The sequence below is a fragment of the Bacteroides sp. D2 genome (assembly GCF_025147085.1).
GTDB lineage: Bacteria > Bacteroidota > Bacteroidia > Bacteroidales > Bacteroidaceae > Bacteroides.
In genome coordinates, this window is record NZ_CP102261.1 from 3,493,339 (window position 1) to 3,511,250 (window position 17,912).

Consider the following 17,912-nt stretch of genomic DNA (forward strand, 5'->3'; position numbering starts at 1 on the left):
AAAATAGAAATGGTGAACAAAAGGCTTAAAAACTGTATGTTCGCCATTTCTTAGTATATAGTAGAGAGGCGATAACTTACATTCCTTTATATAAAGCCTCCACTGTTTCTTTGACTCTTCGCACGGAAGTCACATTTCGTTCGTACTCGTTGATATGTACTGTTCCTCCCATTGAGACAACTTCATTTCTGAATTTCATTTCACTTTGAATACTTTCGCGTGCCGAGAAATGAAACTCATTGATTCCGGTTCCTGCCGCAATCCATGCAATATTATTTTCATTTACTCCACAGCCGGCAAGTAGCGTAATTCTTCCCGCAGCCAGTCCTTGCAATTCTTTTAAAAGACCGATACCTTGTTCAGCCGTAGGTTGCTGCCCGGAAGTCAGAATACGGTTGCATCCCAGCTCTATGATCTCCTCCAGTGCCTTTTGAGGATTACGACATACGTCAAATGCCCGGTGGAAGGTGACTGACAGCCCTTTAGAGGCTTCCATTAGAATCTGCATTGATGTCAAGTCTACTTCGCCGTCTGCTGTCAGGCAACCGAATACGACTCCGTCTGCCCCCAATCTCCGTGCGATTTCGATGTCTTTCAGCATTGTTCTGATTTCTATATCCGAATAAAGAAAATCTCCTCCACGTGGCCGGATAATAACATGCAGGCGGGTATGAGTCAGTACTTCTCTTGCAATGGCTATTTCACCATAGGAAGGGGTTGTCCCGCCTTCCGGTATTCCGGCACATAATTCCACGCGGTTGGCACCACCTTCCTGTGCAGCCAGGCAGCTTTCCACTGAATTCGTACAAATCTCAATTTGAAACTTTTCCATAGTCGTATACTAAAAAAGGGCGAATTTCTTCGCCCTTATATGAATCTTCTTTTGAATGGTTTCTTTATTTAGCGAAACTAACCGCACGTGTTTCACGAATGACGGTAATCTTCACTTGTCCCGGATAAGTCATTTCATCCTGGATCTTCTTAGCGATTTCGCCTGACAGGCTTTCTGTCTGCTTGTCGTCAATCTTATCCGCACCAACGATAACGCGGAGTTCGCGCCCTGCCTGGATAGCATAAGTCTTTGTTACACCCGGATAAGCCATAGCCAGTTGTTCGAGATCGTTCAGACGCTTGATGTAAGCCTCTACGATTTCGCGGCGTGCACCCGGACGTGCACCGGAGATGGCGTCACATACCTGTACGATAGGAGCCAGCAAGCTGGTCATTTCCGTTTCGTCGTGGTGAGCACCGATAGCGTTGCAAATATCCGGTTTTTCTTTGTACTTCTCGGCAAGTTTCATACCCAGCAATGCGTGCGGCAATTCCGGTTCTTCATCAGGCACTTTACCGATATCATGCAGCAAACCTGCACGTTTCGCTTTCTTCGGGTTCAATCCCAGTTCAGATGCCATCACAGCACAAAGATTGGCTGTTTCACGTGCATGCTGCAACAAGTTCTGACCATAAGAAGAACGATATTTCATCTTACCGATGATACGGATCAATTCAGGATGCAGACCGTGGATACCCAAGTCGATGGTTGTACGTTTACCGGTTTCGATAATTTCTTCTTCCACCTGTTTGCGAACTTTAGCCACCACTTCCTCGATACGAGCCGGATGGATACGTCCGTCGGTCACAAGCTGATGCAGTGCCAAACGGGCAATTTCACGGCGAACCGGGTCGAAGGCAGAAAGAACGATAGCTTCCGGAGTGTCGTCAACAACGATTTCAACGCCGGTAGCAGCTTCCAAAGCACGGATGTTACGTCCTTCACGTCCGATAATACGTCCTTTGATTTCATCTGATTCAATATGGAATACCGTAACAGAGTTTTCGATGGCAGTTTCCGTAGCTACCCGTTGGATAGACTGGATAACGATACGTTTCGCTTCTTTGCTGGCAGTTAACTTAGCATCATCCATAATGTCATTAATGAATGATTGTGCCTGCGTTTTAGCTTCTTCTTTCAGTGATTCTACCAGGCGTTCTTTGGCCTCTTCGGCAGACAATCCGGAGATTGCTTCCAGTTTATCGATTTCCTGCTGTTGCAGTTTATCGAGTTCATCTTTTTTCTTATCAACAATGACAAGTTGCGCTTCCAGGTTCTCTTTTACCGCTTCGGCTTCCATCTTTTTGCGTTGGATTTCTTCCTGACGCTGGCTAAGAACCATTTCGCGTTGTTTCAGTTTGTTTTCCGCTTGCTGAATCTTCTGATTCCGCAATGCTACCTCTTTTTCAAGATCTGCTTTTTTATTCAGGAATTTCTCCTTCACTTCCAGCAGCTTGTTTTTCTTAATTACTTCCGCTTCTGTCTCTGCTTCTTTCAGGACATTATCGTATTTGGATTTCAGTACATACCGGAATAGTATATATGAAAGGATTCCTCCTACGATGAAGCAAGCAATTGCTGTTGCTATTATTGCTATCATTCTACATTTAATTTAAGTATATAAATAAAAACGCACCGCCAAATATCAAAGCATGTATCTTTGCTTGGATATTGTGCAGTGCGTGGTTGTTTTATCTCTTATCAGTGAATAGCCGGTCGGGATTTATTCCTCCTTAAAATAATCCTCCAGCAATTCTGTCAGTTCTTTTACCTTCTCCACATAGGGGCTGGTATCATTACGTTGCATCAATTGCAGTCTCTCTAACGAGAACTGATAGGCTACCATGGCAATAATTTTCTCCGGTTCCAGGTTCTTATAAACCTCCCGGTACTTATTAAGCCTGACATTTACCTGCTTGGCAGCTTCCCGTACCATTTGTTCTTCCTCACGGTTGATGGTTAACGGATAGTTTGAATCTGCTATCTGCAGGTTTATCTTTATTTTATCGTTCATACATCTTCTTCTTATTCATTCAACAAAGCGATGCATTTATCGACTTCACGCACTAATTTTGACAATCGCAGCTTCGTCTCTTTTACGTCGCTGCCGTTAAGGCTGATTGCCGTAGCTGTTTTTAGGTTTGTATAGCTGACTTCCAATTCATCGTATTGAGCTTGTACCTTCTCGTTTTTTAGCTTTTCATTATCGAGAAGCTTTTTCAATTCGGCATTTTCACGCTTTAGTTCATCGTGCAAATAAATCAAATGCCGGAGTTGCGTTTCAAAGGAATTCAATAACTTTTTTTCTTCTTCTGTCATCACTATACCAAAATTGTACACAAAAATACGATTAACTCTGATATTACAAAAACTTTTTATGAGAAAATGTTCTTTTTAGCCTAAATTAGCCATGAACGGAGGGGAAAGTAGAGTATTGCATAGGAAGTAAGTGATGACTGCTTTTATAATATAAGGTATATATGAAAGGGGTTTCAATCCTTTCATATTCTGTTTTCAGCCTTTCCATATTTTGTTCCTTCTCTCTATTTACAGCTCAAACCGGCTCTTTTAATAGCATTTTGAACAATTTTTGTCCTTTATTGATTTGTCATTTTCCTTCTTTACTGATAAATACCAGTATGTTTGCGTACCGAACTAACGGACTCGTATTATAAACATAAATATTTGTATTATCTAACCATGAAAAAGTATTATTTACTATCTCTTGTGGCAGCTTCTTTGATGGGAGCAACTTGTATTCAATGTACTTCTCCGAAACAAAAAGGTGGTGAGAATGCTCTTCCGCAGAAGAGCGAATTGTTTGCAAATTTACCGGATTGTTGTCCGACACCGGACGGAATGGCTATCGCTCCTAATGGAGATTTGATTCTGGCCTGTCCGAATTTTGCAGATATCACACAGCCTGCTTGTCTGATGCGCATCACCAAAAATGGCGAGATTACGAAATGGATGGATGTTCCGGTATTGGAAGAAACCGGCTGGGCTTCTCCGATGGGGATTGCCTTTAATGAAGAGGGTGATCTGTTTATTTGCGACAATCAAGGTTGGAGTGGAGCAGAGAAAGCACAGAATAAAGGACGTGTTCTTCGTCTGAAGTTTGAAAACGACCAATTAAAAGAAACAATCACTGTGGCATCCGGTATGGAGCATCCTAACGGTCTGCGTATCCGCAACGGGAAACTGTACGTCACCCAGAGTTCATTATCGCAGATAAAAGATCCTTCGGGATTGTTGGTCAGCGGGGTATATTGCTTTGATATGAATGACCGTGATGTGGCAGTGACTAATACATTAGAAGATAAAAACCTTATTACTACTGTTATCACAAAGAACCCAGAAGTACAATACGGACTGGATGGAATTGTTTTCAACGAAGCGGGCGACCTCTTTGTAGGAAACTTCGGTGACGGCGCTGTTCACCGCATAAAGATGGATGTGGAAGGGAATGTATTTACTAATGACGTATGGGCAAAAGATACCACCCAGTTGCGTACCACGGACGGAATGTGTATAGACGATAAAGGTAATATCTGGGTAGCGGATTTCTCGGCGAATGCAGTTGCACGCATTGATAAAGACGGAAAAATTCAGCGTATTGCTCAAAGCCCTGACTGCGACGGAAGTGACGGAGGTCTGGATCAGCCGGGCGAACCTATCGTATGGAACGGACAAGTGATTGTGTCCTGCTTCGATTTGGTGACCGGACCGGATAAGGTAAACAGGAAACATGACAAGCCTTTCACATTGGCTAAGTTGTCTTTGGAATAAATAAACAACCCCGAACTACTATTATAAACCTAAAAACACATTATCAATTATATGAAACAATATCTATCGACCTTTGCCGGCTCTGCCATCTGTGGCGGATTTGCTTTTGGCATTTGGCCGGAACTTTGGAAGACATACGGTCTGATGGGAGGCTGGTTGGCGGCCACACTGATTATCGGCATTATGTGGTATATGAACCATTATCATGGAGCTATTCTGAATCCTCCGGGAAAAATATGGCTGGATCAGGGCTGGTGTATCGGCTCTGCCGGAATTGCCTGGGGAATTGTCCGCTTTCAAGGCGATATCACTAACTTCTTTTATGCAGTACCTACCTTAATATGTTGTCTGATAGGAGGTGCCTTGGCAGGAATATTAGTATGGAAAATCCGTTCGTGCGATTGTGCCCGGAAGATAAATTAAGGAGGAAAGAACAATGAGTGAATGGTTACAGACCTATAATGAATTCTTTGGCATGTATCATGCCGGAATCATCACATCTATTTTCGGAGCTTTTGCCGTCACCTTTACCGTGTTGATGAGTTGGCCTAAATTAGTAAAGGACTTTGGTCCGATAGGTGGATTTATGGCAGCTGCTCTTATTATCGGTACTTTTTGGGTGGTCAATCACAAACTGCCCGGCTTTGGTTTCTCCACCGGACTGTTGAATGACGCCGACGGTCTGCCAATGCAATTCTGCCTGATTCATCAGGGAAATCGGGGTAGTGCTCCCTGGGTAGATATGGGATGGGCGATTGCGATGGGCTTCATTCTGGCCGACGTACTTTGCGCACCGAAAGGGACACGCGGCGGACTGCTGAAAGAAGCCTTCCCCCGTTGGCTGGTGATTATCCTCGGAGGTATCGTAGGTGGTATTTTCGTCGGACTTACCGGATACACGAATGCGGCACTCTGATCCTATTAATTGAAAAAGAAAAAGAGATTATGTATATATTAGCACATGACTTGGGTACCAGCGGCAACAAAGCAACCTTATTCGATGAATCGGGATTACTGATTGCTTCACGTACAGCCGCATACCCTACAGATTACGCTTCCGGCAATCGGGCGGAACAGAATCCGCTCCATTGGTGGAAAGCGATTGTAGATACCACGCAGGCACTTCTCAAACTGGTATCTCCCAATGATATTGCCGGTGTGGCACTTAGCGGACAAATGATGGGTTGTCTTTGTGTGGATAAAAACGGTCATCCGCTTCGTCCTCACATGCTTTATTGCGACCAGCGTTCGCAGGAAGAAGAGACTATTCTTTCCGAAAAGATAGACCCGCTTCATTTCTATGAAATCACGGGACACCGAATCAGCGCTTCCTATTCCATCGAGAAACTGATGTGGGTAAAGAAACACGAACCGGAAATCTTTGCACAGACAGCCAAGATGTTGAATGCCAAGGATTATATCAATTTCCGTCTCTGCGGTACTCTAGCCACTGATCCCTCGGATGCTTCGGGTACCAATGCATACGATCTGAACCGTTGGCAATGGAGTGAAGAAATCATAGAAGCTGCCGGACTCGACCTTTCCCTATTCCCGGAAGTCCGTTCATCTATCGACGTGATCGGTGAAGTGACCAACGAAGCTGCCCGTGAAACAGGACTGCTTGCCGGAACACCCGTAATCTGTGGTGGAGGCGATGGTAGTTGTGCCGGAGTAGGCGTCGGCTGTGTGGCTCCGGGTAGCGCATACAACTATCTGGGTTCTTCCTCCTGGGTAGCTCTGACAGTAGAAAAGCCGATTGTAGACGAACAACGCCGCACCATGAACTGGGCGCACGTAGTGCCGGGCATGCTGCATCCGTCGGGAACGATGCAGGCGGCAGGCTCTTCCTACAACTGGATGATTAACCAACTCTGCCAGCACGAGCAGGCATTGGCTACTCAACTCGGACGTAGCGTGTTCGAACTGATTGACGAACAGATTCTTTCCTCTCCGATAGGAGCCAATAAACTCCTATTCCTACCTTATATGCTTGGTGAACGTACCCCCCGTTGGAATGTAGACGCCAAAGGAGCATTTATCGGTCTGACGCTGGGGCATACACATGGTGATATGCTACGTGCTGTGATGGAGGGAATTACCCTCAATCTGGGATTTATCGTCAATATCTTCCGCAAACACGTTCCGATCGACCAGGTGACGGTGATTGGAGGATGTGCGCAGAATCCTGTATGGCGCCAGATGATGGCAGACATCTATCAGGCAGAAATCCGTGTACCTAATTATCTGGAAGAGGCTACTTCGATGGGAGCGGCTATTCTGGCAGGTATCGGTGCGGGAGTCTTTAAAGACTTCTCTGTGATAGACCGCTTTGTCCGTATCGAACAGACCGTGCAGCCAATTCAGGAAAACGTGAAGAAGTATGAGGCTTGGATGCCTGTTTTTGATAAAGCTTATCACGCTTTGTGCGATATGTATACTGAAATTGCAAAAACTGAACTAGATTCTATATAAAACCTAATAATCAAATGAAAACAGTAATAGTGCCGGCTCCCGGCAAAATTGAAATACGACAGGTGGAAACTCCTGTTATCAATGCTTATCAGGCATTGGTGAAAACGGAAATGGTTGCTTTGTGTAATGCGACTGACAGTAAACTGATAGCCGGAAAATTTCCCGGAGTGGATACTTATCCGTTGGCTTTGGGACATGAGAATGCCGGAATTGTAGTAGCTGTCGGTGAAAAAGTACGTAATTTTAAGGTAGGCGACCGTGCTATTGGTGGTCTTATTTCCGATTTTGGTGCGCAAGGTGTCGACAGCGGCTGGGGTGGTTTCAGCGAATATGTAGTAGTGAATGACTTTGAAGTACTGAAAGAAGAGGGACTGGCTACACCCGAACAGGGATGCTGGGACAGTTTTGAGATTCAGAACACAGTCCCTTCACATGTGCAACCGGAAGAAGCAGTCATCTCTTGTACCTGGCGCGAAGTGTTGGGAGCTTTCAAGGATTTCAATCTGACTCCGGGGAAAAAGGTGATCGTAGTAGGCTCCGGTCCTGTAGGATTGAGCTTTGTGAAGTTGGGTAAATTGTTCGGTCTGGGACAGATTGATATTGTCGATATGCTTCCCGCTAAACTGGAAGTAGCCCGTCGGATGGGAGCAGACAACGGATATACACCCGCCGAAATTAGTACTCCGGAATTTATTGCCGCGGCTAATCGCTCTTATGATGCTGTCATTGATGCGGTAGGACTGGATGTAGTCGTAAATTCCGTATTACCATTAGTGAAGATGGGTGGAGATGTTTGTGTCTATGGCGTCATGACTAAGAATCCAACTTTCGACTTATCGAAAGCTCCTTATAACTTCGACCTGCACATGCATCAATGGCCTACCCGTTCCGAAGAAAAGGCGGCAATGACCACATTGGCACAATGGATTGAAGAGGGCAGACTTTCTGCATCCGACTTTATCACGCATCGCTTTGCGATAGAAGAAATAGAAGAAGCCTTTGCTGCCGTGAAACGGGGTGAAGTATTGAAATGCGTATTGACCTTTTAAGAAACAGCATATTTATAATAACTTATTAAACGACTCAAAATAATGGAAAAGAAGAATATAAACGAAGTGATTGCAGAATTATCAGTAGAACAGTTGGCAGGTATGATCGACCATACATTCCTGAAACCTTTCGGTGATGCATCGCCTATTGAGAAACTTTGTGCGGAAGCCCGTCAGTATCAGTTTGCGATGGTAGCCATCAATCCTGCGGAAGTAGAAACCTGTGTGAAGTTGCTTGAAGGATCGGGAGTACGTGTAGGAGCCGCTATCGGTTTTCCGTTGGGACAGAACACAGTAGAGTGCAAAGCATTTGAAACCCGTGATGCCATTGCCAAAGGTGCTACTGAAATAGATACAGTCATCAATGTTCGTGCTTTACAGAAAGGACAGACTGAAATCGTAAAGAAAGAGATTGAAGACATGGTTTCTATCTGCAAACCTGCCGGTGTGATCTGTAAGGTTATTCTTGAAACTTGCTATCTGACGGATGAAGAGAAAGAAACCGTATGTCGTATAGCTAAAGAAGCCGGAGTGGATTTTGTGAAAACCTCTACCGGATTCGGAACAGCAGGAGCAACAGTGCATGATGTAGCATTGATGCGTCGTGTGGTAGGACCTACTATCGGAGTGAAAGCAGCAGGTGGCATTCGTGATCTGGATTCTGCGTTGGCATTGATTCAGGCGGGCGCTACCCGTATTGGTACATCAAGCGGTATTCAGATTGTGGAATCCTATAAGGAGCTGAAGAAAGGTTTGTAATCGTTCTTTTTTCAGGAAGGTAAATTTAAGGTAAATAAGAAGATAAAATGATAAGATCGAAATTAATGAAGCTGTTGAAGTGTGGGATGGCATGCTGTGTGTTCCTCTCCATCGTAGCATGGCAGACGAAAGACACTTCCCTTCAGCCTACCGACGCGAAAGGTTTTATCGTCGAGATTCAGAAGAAGTACGCGGAAATTCAGGCGATAAAACAGAAAGGTAATCAGGAAGAAACAGAAAACAAGATAAAAGCCGTGCACCGGAGATTGACGCGTGCCTATCCGGTCTATTACGATTGGTGGCTACAGGATGGAACAACGGGTGATGTAGACTGGTTTAATAAGAGTTTTAATCAGGAACTTTCCGTGCGTTTACAGAAACTGAACATCAAAGCTGCCGTGACTAATACTCCGGAAAGCATCGAATCGGCTTTCCTGTCTTATCTGAAAGCGTGTGAACAAAGGCGTATCAAGCGTTTGGAAGCCTTCACTGCAGATAAACCGGAGATTGTTTTCACAAAGTACAGAACGTTGCGTCCCTCTTTCTTTGCTTATACCGAAGGGGTGTCGGATGCCCGTGCTGAATGCAACTACATTGCGGGCGGTGCGTTGGCGAAATTGAAGATGAATGGAATTTGGGCGGAAGTAGAAACCATGCTGACAGATGAAGAAGGAGTAGTGCGTGATCCGAATCTTCATTTTGATGGTCAGCATCTGCTTTTTTCCTGGAAGAAATCCCCCAAGGAAGACGACTTCCATCTGTATGAAATGGATTTAAAGACACGGGAAATCAAGCAGTTGACTTTCGGAAAAGGACATGCCGACATTGAAGGTATTTACTTGCCGGATGACAATATCCTGTTCAACTCTACCCGTTGCGGAAGTACGGTAGACTGCTGGTTTACGGAAGTCAGCAATATGTATCTCTGCGACAGGGAGGGGCGTTATATGCGTCAGGTTGGGTTCGACCAGGTACATACGGTGACACCTACTTTGTTGGATGACGGTCGGGTGGTCTATACTCGTTGGGATTACAATGACCGTGGCCAGGTATGGGCACAGCCTTTGTTCCAGATGAATCCCGATGGAACAGGACAGGCTGAATATTACGGAATGAACAGCTGGTTCCCGACAACGGTGGCACAGATTCGCCAGATTCCCGGCACTCGTAAGTTGATGGCAGTTTTTATGGGTCACCATACTCCTCAACATGGCAAACTGGGTATCATAGATCCCGAAGCCGGGCGTGATGAGAATGAAGGTGTTATGTTCGTAGCTCCGGTTCACAAACCGGAACCGGAACGTATTGACGGTTATGGAAAGTTTACCGATCAGTTCCAGCATCCTTTTCCATTGAGCGAGACGGAATTTTTAATATCGTATACTCCGTTGGGTTATTACGTCGGACATCCGATGGAATTTGGCGTTTATTGGATGAATGCGGACGGAGAACGTGAATTACTCGTATCCGATGCACGCATATCCTGCAACCAGCCTGTGTTGGTCGCTCCCCGTAAACGTCCGTTCCGCCGTTCATCTTCGATAGATTATACAAAGAATGAAGGCGTATATTATATGCAGAATATCTACGAGGGTAATGGATTGAAAGGTGTGAAACCGGGAACTATCAAACAGTTGCGTGTGGTGGAAATCCAGTTCCGTGCAGCAGGTGTAGGTGAAGTGAACGGTAATGATAAAGGTGGAGGAGCTATCATGAGTTCTCCGGTAGGAGTGGGCAATGCTGCCTGGGATGTGAAGAGAGTGTTGGGAGTGACGGAAGTATATCCTGACGGTTCCGCATTCTTTAAAGTTCCTGCACGCAGACCGCTTTATTTTCAGGCATTGGACGAAAACGGGCGTGTGGTGCAAACTATGCGTAGCTGGTCTACTTTACAGCCGAATGAAGTGCAGAGTTGTGTAGGATGCCACGAACATAAGAACACGGTTCCCGTAGCAGGGCATCCGGTATCCATGGCAATGAACAAAGGTGTCAAGGCATTGGCTCCGGAAGATGAGATGGGCGAACGTAATTTCAGTTACCTGAAAGAAATCCAACCAATCTGGGACAAGCATTGTATCTCTTGTCACGATGGAGTGAAGCAACCAATGAGCCTGAAAGGCGAATTGAAAGTAATGGATAAACGAAGCAAAAGAAAATATACGGATTCGTATCTGAACCTGACTCATGCCACCCAGAAAAAAGAAGAGGGATCATGGAGAGGTAACGCACATCATCCGGAAGTAAACTGGATCAGTGCTTTGTCCGAACCTACGTTGTTGCCGCCTTATTTTGCAGGCTCCAACACGAGCAATCTGATTAAACGTTTGGAAAGCGGACATGGAGGTACTAAACTGACTCCGCAGGAAATACGAAAAGTAGCTCTCTGGATTGATTTGCTTGTGCCTCAAATCGGAGACTACCGTGAAGCGAACAACTGGTCGCAAAAGGATCTCGACTTCTACAACTATTATGATAAGAAGCGGGAAGCAGCCCGTGCGGAAGATCAGGAGAATATTCGTCAATACATTCAATCCCTTCAAACTAAACAAGAGAAAAAATGAAAAAGAAGATATTGATACCTGTTGGTATGGCTGCTATATTTCTTTGTGCGTCTTGGCAAGAAGCGGAAACGACGGTTTCACCGGACCGTTTGTTTCTGGCAGACAACGGGAAATCCTTGTTTGTAACAAACAGGGCAGGCTGTGAACTCATCAAAATGTCGTCCGACGGACAGAAAATGGAAAAGAAAGTCTCTTTCTCGTCCCCTGTCAATGCCATGACGCAGGATGCGAATGGTAAACTCTGGGTGGTATGTGACGGAAACTACGGTACCATGTACGAACTGGATGGAAAGAAACTTTCCGTACAATCCAAAACAAAAAGCGGAGCTACTCCTTCGGATATTCTGTATAATCCGTTGTCTAAATCTCTTTGGGTTACGCAGCGGTTCAACAACGAACTTTGGGAGATTGATCCGGCCACCCGTAAGGTGAAAACAAAAATAGCTGTTGGTCGCGAACCAGTGTCGATGGCTGCCTTTGCTGGTGATTCCTGCCTGCTGATAGCCAATAATCTGCCGGAAATGCCTTCTACGGCTTATCCGATTGCAGTACAGCTCGATATGGTAGATGTACTTTCGAAAAAGGTTTCGGGACGTGTTATGTTGCCGAACGGTTCTACGGATGTGAAGTCGGTAGCGGTGGATAAGAATCATACTTTCGCGTATGTCACTCATTTAATCTCCCGCTATCAGTTGCCTACCAATCAGCTGGATAGAGGATGGATGGCTACAAATACATTATCCATCATTGATTTGAAAGCTAGAAAGTGGCTCACTTCCGTCATCTTGGACACTCCACAGAAAGGAGCAGCCAATCCGTGGTCGGTAATTGTTACTCCGGATGATAAGCAGATCATAGTAGCTGCTGCCGGTAGTCAGGAATTGGTGCGCATCGATCGTATAGCTTTGCATGAACGTCTTGGCAAAGCGAAACAAGGAGAAATGGTTACTCCTTCCATGAAAGCGTGGGGGAATATACCTAATGATGCGGGATTCTTGTATGGCATCCGTGACTTCATTCCTACACAGGGAAAAGGTCCGCGTTCGGTCGTAGCTACGGGAGGTAAAATTTATACTGCCAACTATTATACGTCGGAATTGGTGTCTATGGATTTGAACGGTAAGAATGTGCAGAAGCAGATTCTGGGTGCTCCATTGGCTTTCACTAAAGTTGGTAAGGGAGATATGTACTTCCATGATGCAACCATTTGTTTCCAGAACTGGCAAAGTTGTGCAACCTGTCATCCGAATGATGCACGCATGGACGGGCTTAACTGGGACTTGCTGAATGATGGCATGGGTAATCCGAAAAACACGAAAACACTCTTGCTTTCCCATCAAACTCCGCCTTGTATGGCAACCGGTATTCGTAAAAATGCCGAAGTAGCCGTTCGTTCGGGAGTGAAATATATCCTGTTTATGGAGGGAAATGATGAGATCTACGAATCTATCGACGAATATCTGAAATCTCTGAAGCCTCTGCCAAGCCCTTATCTTGAGAATGGTAAACTTTCTGCGAAAGCGAAAAGAGGAAAGAAGATATTTGAAGAAAACTGCGCGAGTTGCCATTCCGGAGAATACTATACGGATCAGAAGCAATATAAAGTGGATTGGACTACCGGACCTGATAAAGGGCTGGCTATGGACGTTCCTGCTCTGAACGAATGTTGGCGTACGGCTCCTTATTTGTATGACGGTCGTAGCTATTCGATGAAAGATATGTTAAAGGTACACGGACCTCATAAGCCTGTTTCTGATAAAGAACTGGAAGAGTTGGAGGAATATGTATTGTCTTTGTAATTTTGAATGATTGGTTATGACAAGAATATATAGTGCGATTTTGATATTTCTGTTCTCTGCATCCCTGTTGGCACAGACCCGGACGTTTGCAGGAACAGATTATTCACAGGGAATCGTCTTTGTGATGGAAAACAATCAGATTGTATGGCAGCACAAAGCTCCCGATTCTAATGATTTATGGGTATTGCCTAATGGCAATATCCTTTTCACCACTGGGCATGGGGTACTCGAAATGACCCGTCAGAATGATACAATCTTCCATTACGAGTCTAAAAGTCCGGTCTTTGCCTGTCAGCGGTTGAAGAACGGCAATACGTTTGTGGGTGAATGTACCACGGGGCGTATGCTGGAAATCTCTCCTAAAGGTAAGATTGTGAAAGAAGTCTGCATCCTGCCGGAGGGAGTGAAAGAGAAAGGTTTTGCATTTATGCGTAATGCACGTCGCTTGGATAACGGGCATTTTCTGGTAGCACATTACGGACCGCAATGTGTGACGGAATATGACACGAACGGCAAAGAGGTGTGGAAACTGGATGTTCCCGGCGGACCGCATTCTCTGACTCGTCTGCCCAATGGGCATACGTTGATTGCCGTAGCAGATAAAGACCGGAATCCGAGAATTATCGAAGTAACGGCAGACGGAAAGACTGTTTGGGAATTATCGAATGCGGATATCCCTGGAAAACCGTTGAAGTTTTTGGGAGGTTTTCAGTATTTTTCTGACGGACGCATCCTGATAACGAACTGGACGGGACATGTGAATCCAAAAGAAAAGGTACACATGTTGTTGGTAGACCGTCAAAAGAAAGTGCTTTATTCTTTGGAGAATACTCCGGGATTGAAGACGATGTCATCTGTCTATAGCATGGACGTTCCGGCAGGTGTCACTTCCTATCATTAAAAAGTATATATCATCAGAAAAAACATTGAAATTTGCAGTATGAAGTATCATCGAATCACATGTAATTTGTATAAAACGACAGGAAACAGTTGGGAACAGATGGCGGAGGAATTACTTTCATCCGCTGTCCGCGAAGAGAGGGTGCTCCGTCTTGTACTCTTTACACGCTGTACGGATAATCAGGAATACAAGTTTCAGCGTTCCTTTCTGGAACAATGGGTGGAGCGGCATTTCGTTTCTCCCCGTCCGGTTGTTTCGCTGGTGGCTCAAAAGCCTTTGGTAGCAGACTTGGTATTGGAGGTACATTCGTTGGTGGAAATTACGGATGAGGCAGTCACCATAGAGGAACAAGTCACTTCTTCCTCTGTCCGCTACCTGCGGATTATGACTCCTCACTATCGGGAAATAATAGTAGGGGGACTTTACGCAGATGATTTGAATCTTCCTGTTCGCGAACAATCGGAACAGGCTTTGAGAAAGGCAGAAGAGATCTTAAAGACGGAGCAGATGAATTTCGGCGACATTGTCCGTCAGTGGAATTATCTGGAAAATATCACGGATATTGCACATGGCAATCAGTGTTATCAGGATTTCAATGATGTGCGTACCCTGTTCTATGCTTCTTCGGAGTGGGAATCAGGTTATCCGGCGGCAACGGGGATTGGCACACAGCATGGCGGCGTTCTGATTGATTTCAATGCTGTCAGTGGAGAAGTGGATATTGCTCCTTTAGATAATGACTGGCAACGGGCTGCTCATGTCTATTCGGATGAGGTGTTGATTAGTCATCGGGCAGATAGGAAGAAAGGAACACCTAAATTTGAAAGAGGAAAGTCACTGTCCGACCGTCGGCAGGAGGTGATTTATATTTCCGGCACAGCTGCTATCCGTGGCGAGGAAAGTGTAACGACCGGAGATGTTCTCTCTCAAACGGAAATCACTCTTGAAAATATCCAGCATTTGATTGGCTTGGAAGAGGGTAGGGAGAAACTACCGGAACATTCCGGTAAGTTGGGGCTTCTTCGTGTATATCTCAAGAATGAAGAGGATGCGTCAGCTGTGAAAGCAGACTTGGATAAACTCTGTCCGGACATTCCTATCGTATATCTTTATGCGGATGTATGCAGAGAGGAATTGCTGGTAGAAATTGAAGGAATTGCTTATCTATAAAAGCCTCATTTATAAAAGCATTGTTTATTATAAAAGAAAAACAGATGAAATTGATTCGACTGATCGCTTCACCGGTATTGATGTACATATTAGCGGGACTTTATGCCCTGATATTGGCGGTAGCCACTTTAGTGGAAAACTTTTATGGTCCTGCCGTTGCCCGTGAATCTTTTTACTATGCCCCCTGGTTTATACTGTTGCAGTTGTTGCAGGCAGCTAATTTATTGGCTATGTTCCTTCAGGGAAGCTATTTTAAGAGAATTAGTAAAGGCAGTCTGATTTTTCATGGAGCTTTTCTTTTTATCTGGTTGGGGGCTGCTGTTACTCACTATGTAGGAGTGACGGGTATCATGCATATCCGTGAAGGGGAAACGGCAAATAGCATGATGAAAGAGGAAGGAACAGGGATGGAAAATGCTTCCCTGCCTTTCTCTGTAACTCTGGAAGATTTCCGGTTGCAGCGCTATCCGGGTTCTCATAGCCCGATGTCTTATGAAAGTGACCTGGTGATTAAGAGAGAAAATGAATCTCCTTTACAGGCAACCATACGAATGAATAAAGTGATTGATGTGAATGGTTACCGTCTGTTCCAGTCTTCATTCGATTCCGACGAACAAGGCACTGTGTTATCAGTGAGCTATGATCGTCCCGGTATGCAGCTTACATATACGGGATATTTCCTTTTACTGGTAGGTTTTGTCTTGACATTGTTCAGTAAGAAATCCCGTTTCGGGCGATTGCGCAGAGAATTGGGAGAAATGAAAAAGAATACCCCTTTCTGCTTATTGCTCTTTCTGGCTTTATCCGGTATCTCCAATATGCAGGCATTGTCTGCACAACAACCGGTTGCCTCTTCACAACAATCTCTCCTCGTTTCGCAATTACCTTGTGTTTCTTCCTCACATGCCGAAAAGTTTGGCAGTCTGGTAGTGCTTAACCCTAACGGACGCCTCGAACCCGTCAACAGTTATACATCTGCCATTTTACGCAAATTGTATGGAGCCGATAAACTGAATGGCATCAATTCAGATCAATTCTTTTTGAATCTACTTTCTTTTCCCGATGAATGGGGAGCTTTTCCTTTTATCAAAGTTGATAATAAAGAACTTCTTCAACGCTTCGGCAGAGATGGCAAATACATTGCCTGGCAAGATGTGTTTGATGCAGACGGTAACTATATCCTGACGAATGAACTGAACACAATTTACGCTAAACCGGCTGCGGAGCGAAAACGTTTGGACTCGGATTTATTAAAACTGGATGAATCAGTAAACATCATATATCGCATCATGCAACACCAACTGTTACCGCTTTTCCCGGATGGAAATGATTTGCAGGGAAAATGGTATTCACCGGGTGATGACTTGAGCGCTTTTCATGGGAAAGATTCTCTATTTGTAACTAAAATCATGGACTGGTATATCTATGAGCTAGGAAATGGAGTTCGTTCCAACAACTGGAAGGAAGCAGACAAGGTAGTTGAAATGATGAATGTCTACCAACAAGCAAAAGCTAAAGTCCCCGCTATTGACAACCGGAAAGTGAAAGCCGAACTTCTCTATAATCAATTGGATTTATTTTTCTGGTGTCGTCTGGCTTACTTGATTTTGGGTGGTATCCTACTTTTCATTGCCTGCGGAGAGATTATTGCGGACTTTAAATGGGGAAGAAAAATTAGCAGTATTCTGATTGCTCTTCTGGCAATCGCTTTTCTCACACATACGGGAGGTGTCTTGTTACGTTGGTATATTTGCGGACATGCCCCTTGGGCGAATGCTTACGAGTCGATGATATGTACTTCCTGGATGCTGGTAGGTAGCGGACTCCTGTTTGCCCGCCGATTCCGTATTCTTCCCGCATTGGCAGGACTATTGGGCGGAATCATGCTTTTTGTAGCAGGACTTAATCACCTGAATCCGGAAATTACTCCTTTAGTCCCGGTACTTCAATCTTATTGGCTGATGTCTCATGTCGCTATCATTATGATCGGTTACGTCTTTTTTGCTCTTTGTGCGCTGACAGGGTTGTTTAATCTTGTATTGATGAGTTTGCTTTCCGCCACCAACCGGGTGAAACTTTTGTTCCGTATCCGTGAACTGACACTGCTGAATGAAATGGCAATGATTCTCGGTCTGTTCTTTATGACTGCCGGAACATTTCTTGGAGCTATCTGGGCCAATGTCTCCTGGGGTAGATATTGGGGATGGGATCCCAAGGAAACCTGGGCATTGATTTCAATCGTTGTCTATGCATTGGTGCTTCATATCCGCTTTATTCCCCTCCTGAAAGGAAAGACCACCTGGTGTTTTAATCTGCTTTCCGTTGTTGCCGTCCTTTCGGTTATAATGACTTGGTTTGGAGTGAACTACTATTTGAGCGGTCTGCATTCTTATGGAAAAACCGAAGGAGGAGATTTCTTGTTGTGGATATGGGGATTGGGCGTATGTCTCGTACTTGTTTTAGCGTTGTTTGCCCGCAGACGTTTAAAGAAACTCTCTGCCACATTTTCGTCTTTCTTTTAAGTATTATACGGGGAGAAACAAAAATGTGGCAGATCATATAATCAATGACTTATCTCTG

General features: G+C 44.8%; 15 protein-coding genes. 11 read left to right on the forward strand and 4 right to left on the reverse strand.

What is annotated here, in order from left to right; translation table 11 throughout:
• Positions 1–76: 76 nt before the first annotated feature.
• The 4 genes from NQ505_RS12115 to NQ505_RS12130 all read right to left on the reverse strand — a co-directional run bounded on the left by NQ505_RS12115 (position 77) and on the right by NQ505_RS12130 (position 3,151).
• Entirely contained in the window at positions 77–832 is a 756-nt protein-coding gene (locus NQ505_RS12115) for a copper homeostasis protein CutC (protein WP_004301929.1), read from the reverse strand.
• Positions 833–896: 64 nt separating this feature from the next.
• Positions 897–2,432, reverse strand: coding sequence for a ribonuclease Y (rny, locus tag NQ505_RS12120; RefSeq protein WP_004301930.1), 1,536 nt, complete (start codon positions 2,430–2,432; stop codon positions 897–899).
• Positions 2,433–2,555: 123 nt separating this feature from the next.
• Positions 2,556–2,846: a cell division protein ZapA gene (locus NQ505_RS12125; protein WP_004301931.1), complete on the reverse strand. Its 291-nt coding sequence runs from the start codon at positions 2,844–2,846 to the stop codon at positions 2,556–2,558.
• An 11-nt stretch (positions 2,847–2,857) separates the two neighbouring features.
• Entirely contained in the window at positions 2,858–3,151 is a 294-nt protein-coding gene (locus tag NQ505_RS12130; RefSeq protein ID WP_004301932.1) for a hypothetical protein, read from the reverse strand.
• Between the two features lie 381 nt (positions 3,152–3,532).
• Between NQ505_RS12130 and NQ505_RS12135 the strand changes: the two genes are divergently transcribed.
• Genes NQ505_RS12135 through ccsA form a run of 11 tightly spaced genes read left to right on the forward strand, consistent with a single transcriptional unit; the run spans position 3,533 to position 17,854 of the window.
• Positions 3,533–4,621, forward strand: a complete 1,089-nt coding sequence (locus NQ505_RS12135) for an SMP-30/gluconolactonase/LRE family protein (RefSeq protein ID WP_004301934.1) — start codon at positions 3,533–3,535, stop codon at positions 4,619–4,621.
• Between the two features lie 51 nt (positions 4,622–4,672).
• A complete protein-coding gene (locus tag NQ505_RS12140) occupies positions 4,673–5,044 on the forward strand; it encodes a Lin0368 family putative glycerol transporter subunit (RefSeq protein WP_004325051.1) in 372 nt (123 codons plus the stop codon).
• Positions 5,045–5,057: 13 nt separating this feature from the next.
• The gene (locus tag NQ505_RS12145) at positions 5,058–5,537 is read left to right on the forward strand and encodes a Lin0368 family putative glycerol transporter subunit (protein WP_004325052.1); all 480 of its coding nucleotides are present in this window, start codon (positions 5,058–5,060) and stop codon (positions 5,535–5,537) included.
• 29 nt (positions 5,538–5,566) lie between these two features.
• Positions 5,567–7,093, forward strand: coding sequence for a xylulokinase (gene xylB, locus NQ505_RS12150; RefSeq protein WP_009000613.1), 1,527 nt, complete (start codon positions 5,567–5,569; stop codon positions 7,091–7,093).
• 14 nt (positions 7,094–7,107) lie between these two features.
• Positions 7,108–8,142 (forward strand): zinc-dependent alcohol dehydrogenase, encoded by a 1,035-nt coding sequence (locus NQ505_RS12155; RefSeq protein ID WP_009000614.1) that lies wholly within the window; start codon positions 7,108–7,110, stop codon positions 8,140–8,142.
• Positions 8,143–8,184: 42 nt separating this feature from the next.
• Positions 8,185–8,901 carry a deoxyribose-phosphate aldolase gene (gene deoC / locus NQ505_RS12160; RefSeq protein WP_009000615.1) on the forward strand — a complete coding sequence of 239 codons (717 nt, stop codon included), beginning with the start codon at positions 8,185–8,187 and terminating at the stop codon, positions 8,899–8,901.
• 47 nt (positions 8,902–8,948) lie between these two features.
• Positions 8,949–11,462 carry a hypothetical protein gene (locus NQ505_RS12165; protein ID WP_085938583.1) on the forward strand — a complete coding sequence of 838 codons (2,514 nt, stop codon included), beginning with the start codon at positions 8,949–8,951 and terminating at the stop codon, positions 11,460–11,462.
• Entirely contained in the window at positions 11,459–13,261 is a 1,803-nt protein-coding gene (locus NQ505_RS12170) for a c-type cytochrome (RefSeq protein WP_009000617.1), read from the forward strand. Before NQ505_RS12165 ends, NQ505_RS12170 begins: the two co-directional genes overlap by 4 nt.
• A 16-nt stretch (positions 13,262–13,277) precedes the next feature.
• A complete protein-coding gene (locus tag NQ505_RS12175; RefSeq protein ID WP_032853830.1) occupies positions 13,278–14,162 on the forward strand; it encodes an aryl-sulfate sulfotransferase in 885 nt (294 codons plus the stop codon).
• 39 nt (positions 14,163–14,201) lie between these two features.
• A complete protein-coding gene (locus NQ505_RS12180; protein WP_009000619.1) occupies positions 14,202–15,332 on the forward strand; it encodes a PTS cellobiose transporter subunit IIC in 1,131 nt (376 codons plus the stop codon).
• A gap of 44 nt (positions 15,333–15,376) precedes the next feature.
• Entirely contained in the window at positions 15,377–17,854 is a 2,478-nt protein-coding gene (gene ccsA, locus NQ505_RS12185) for a cytochrome c biogenesis protein CcsA (RefSeq protein WP_009000620.1), read from the forward strand.
• Positions 17,855–17,912: the final 58 nt, after the last annotated feature.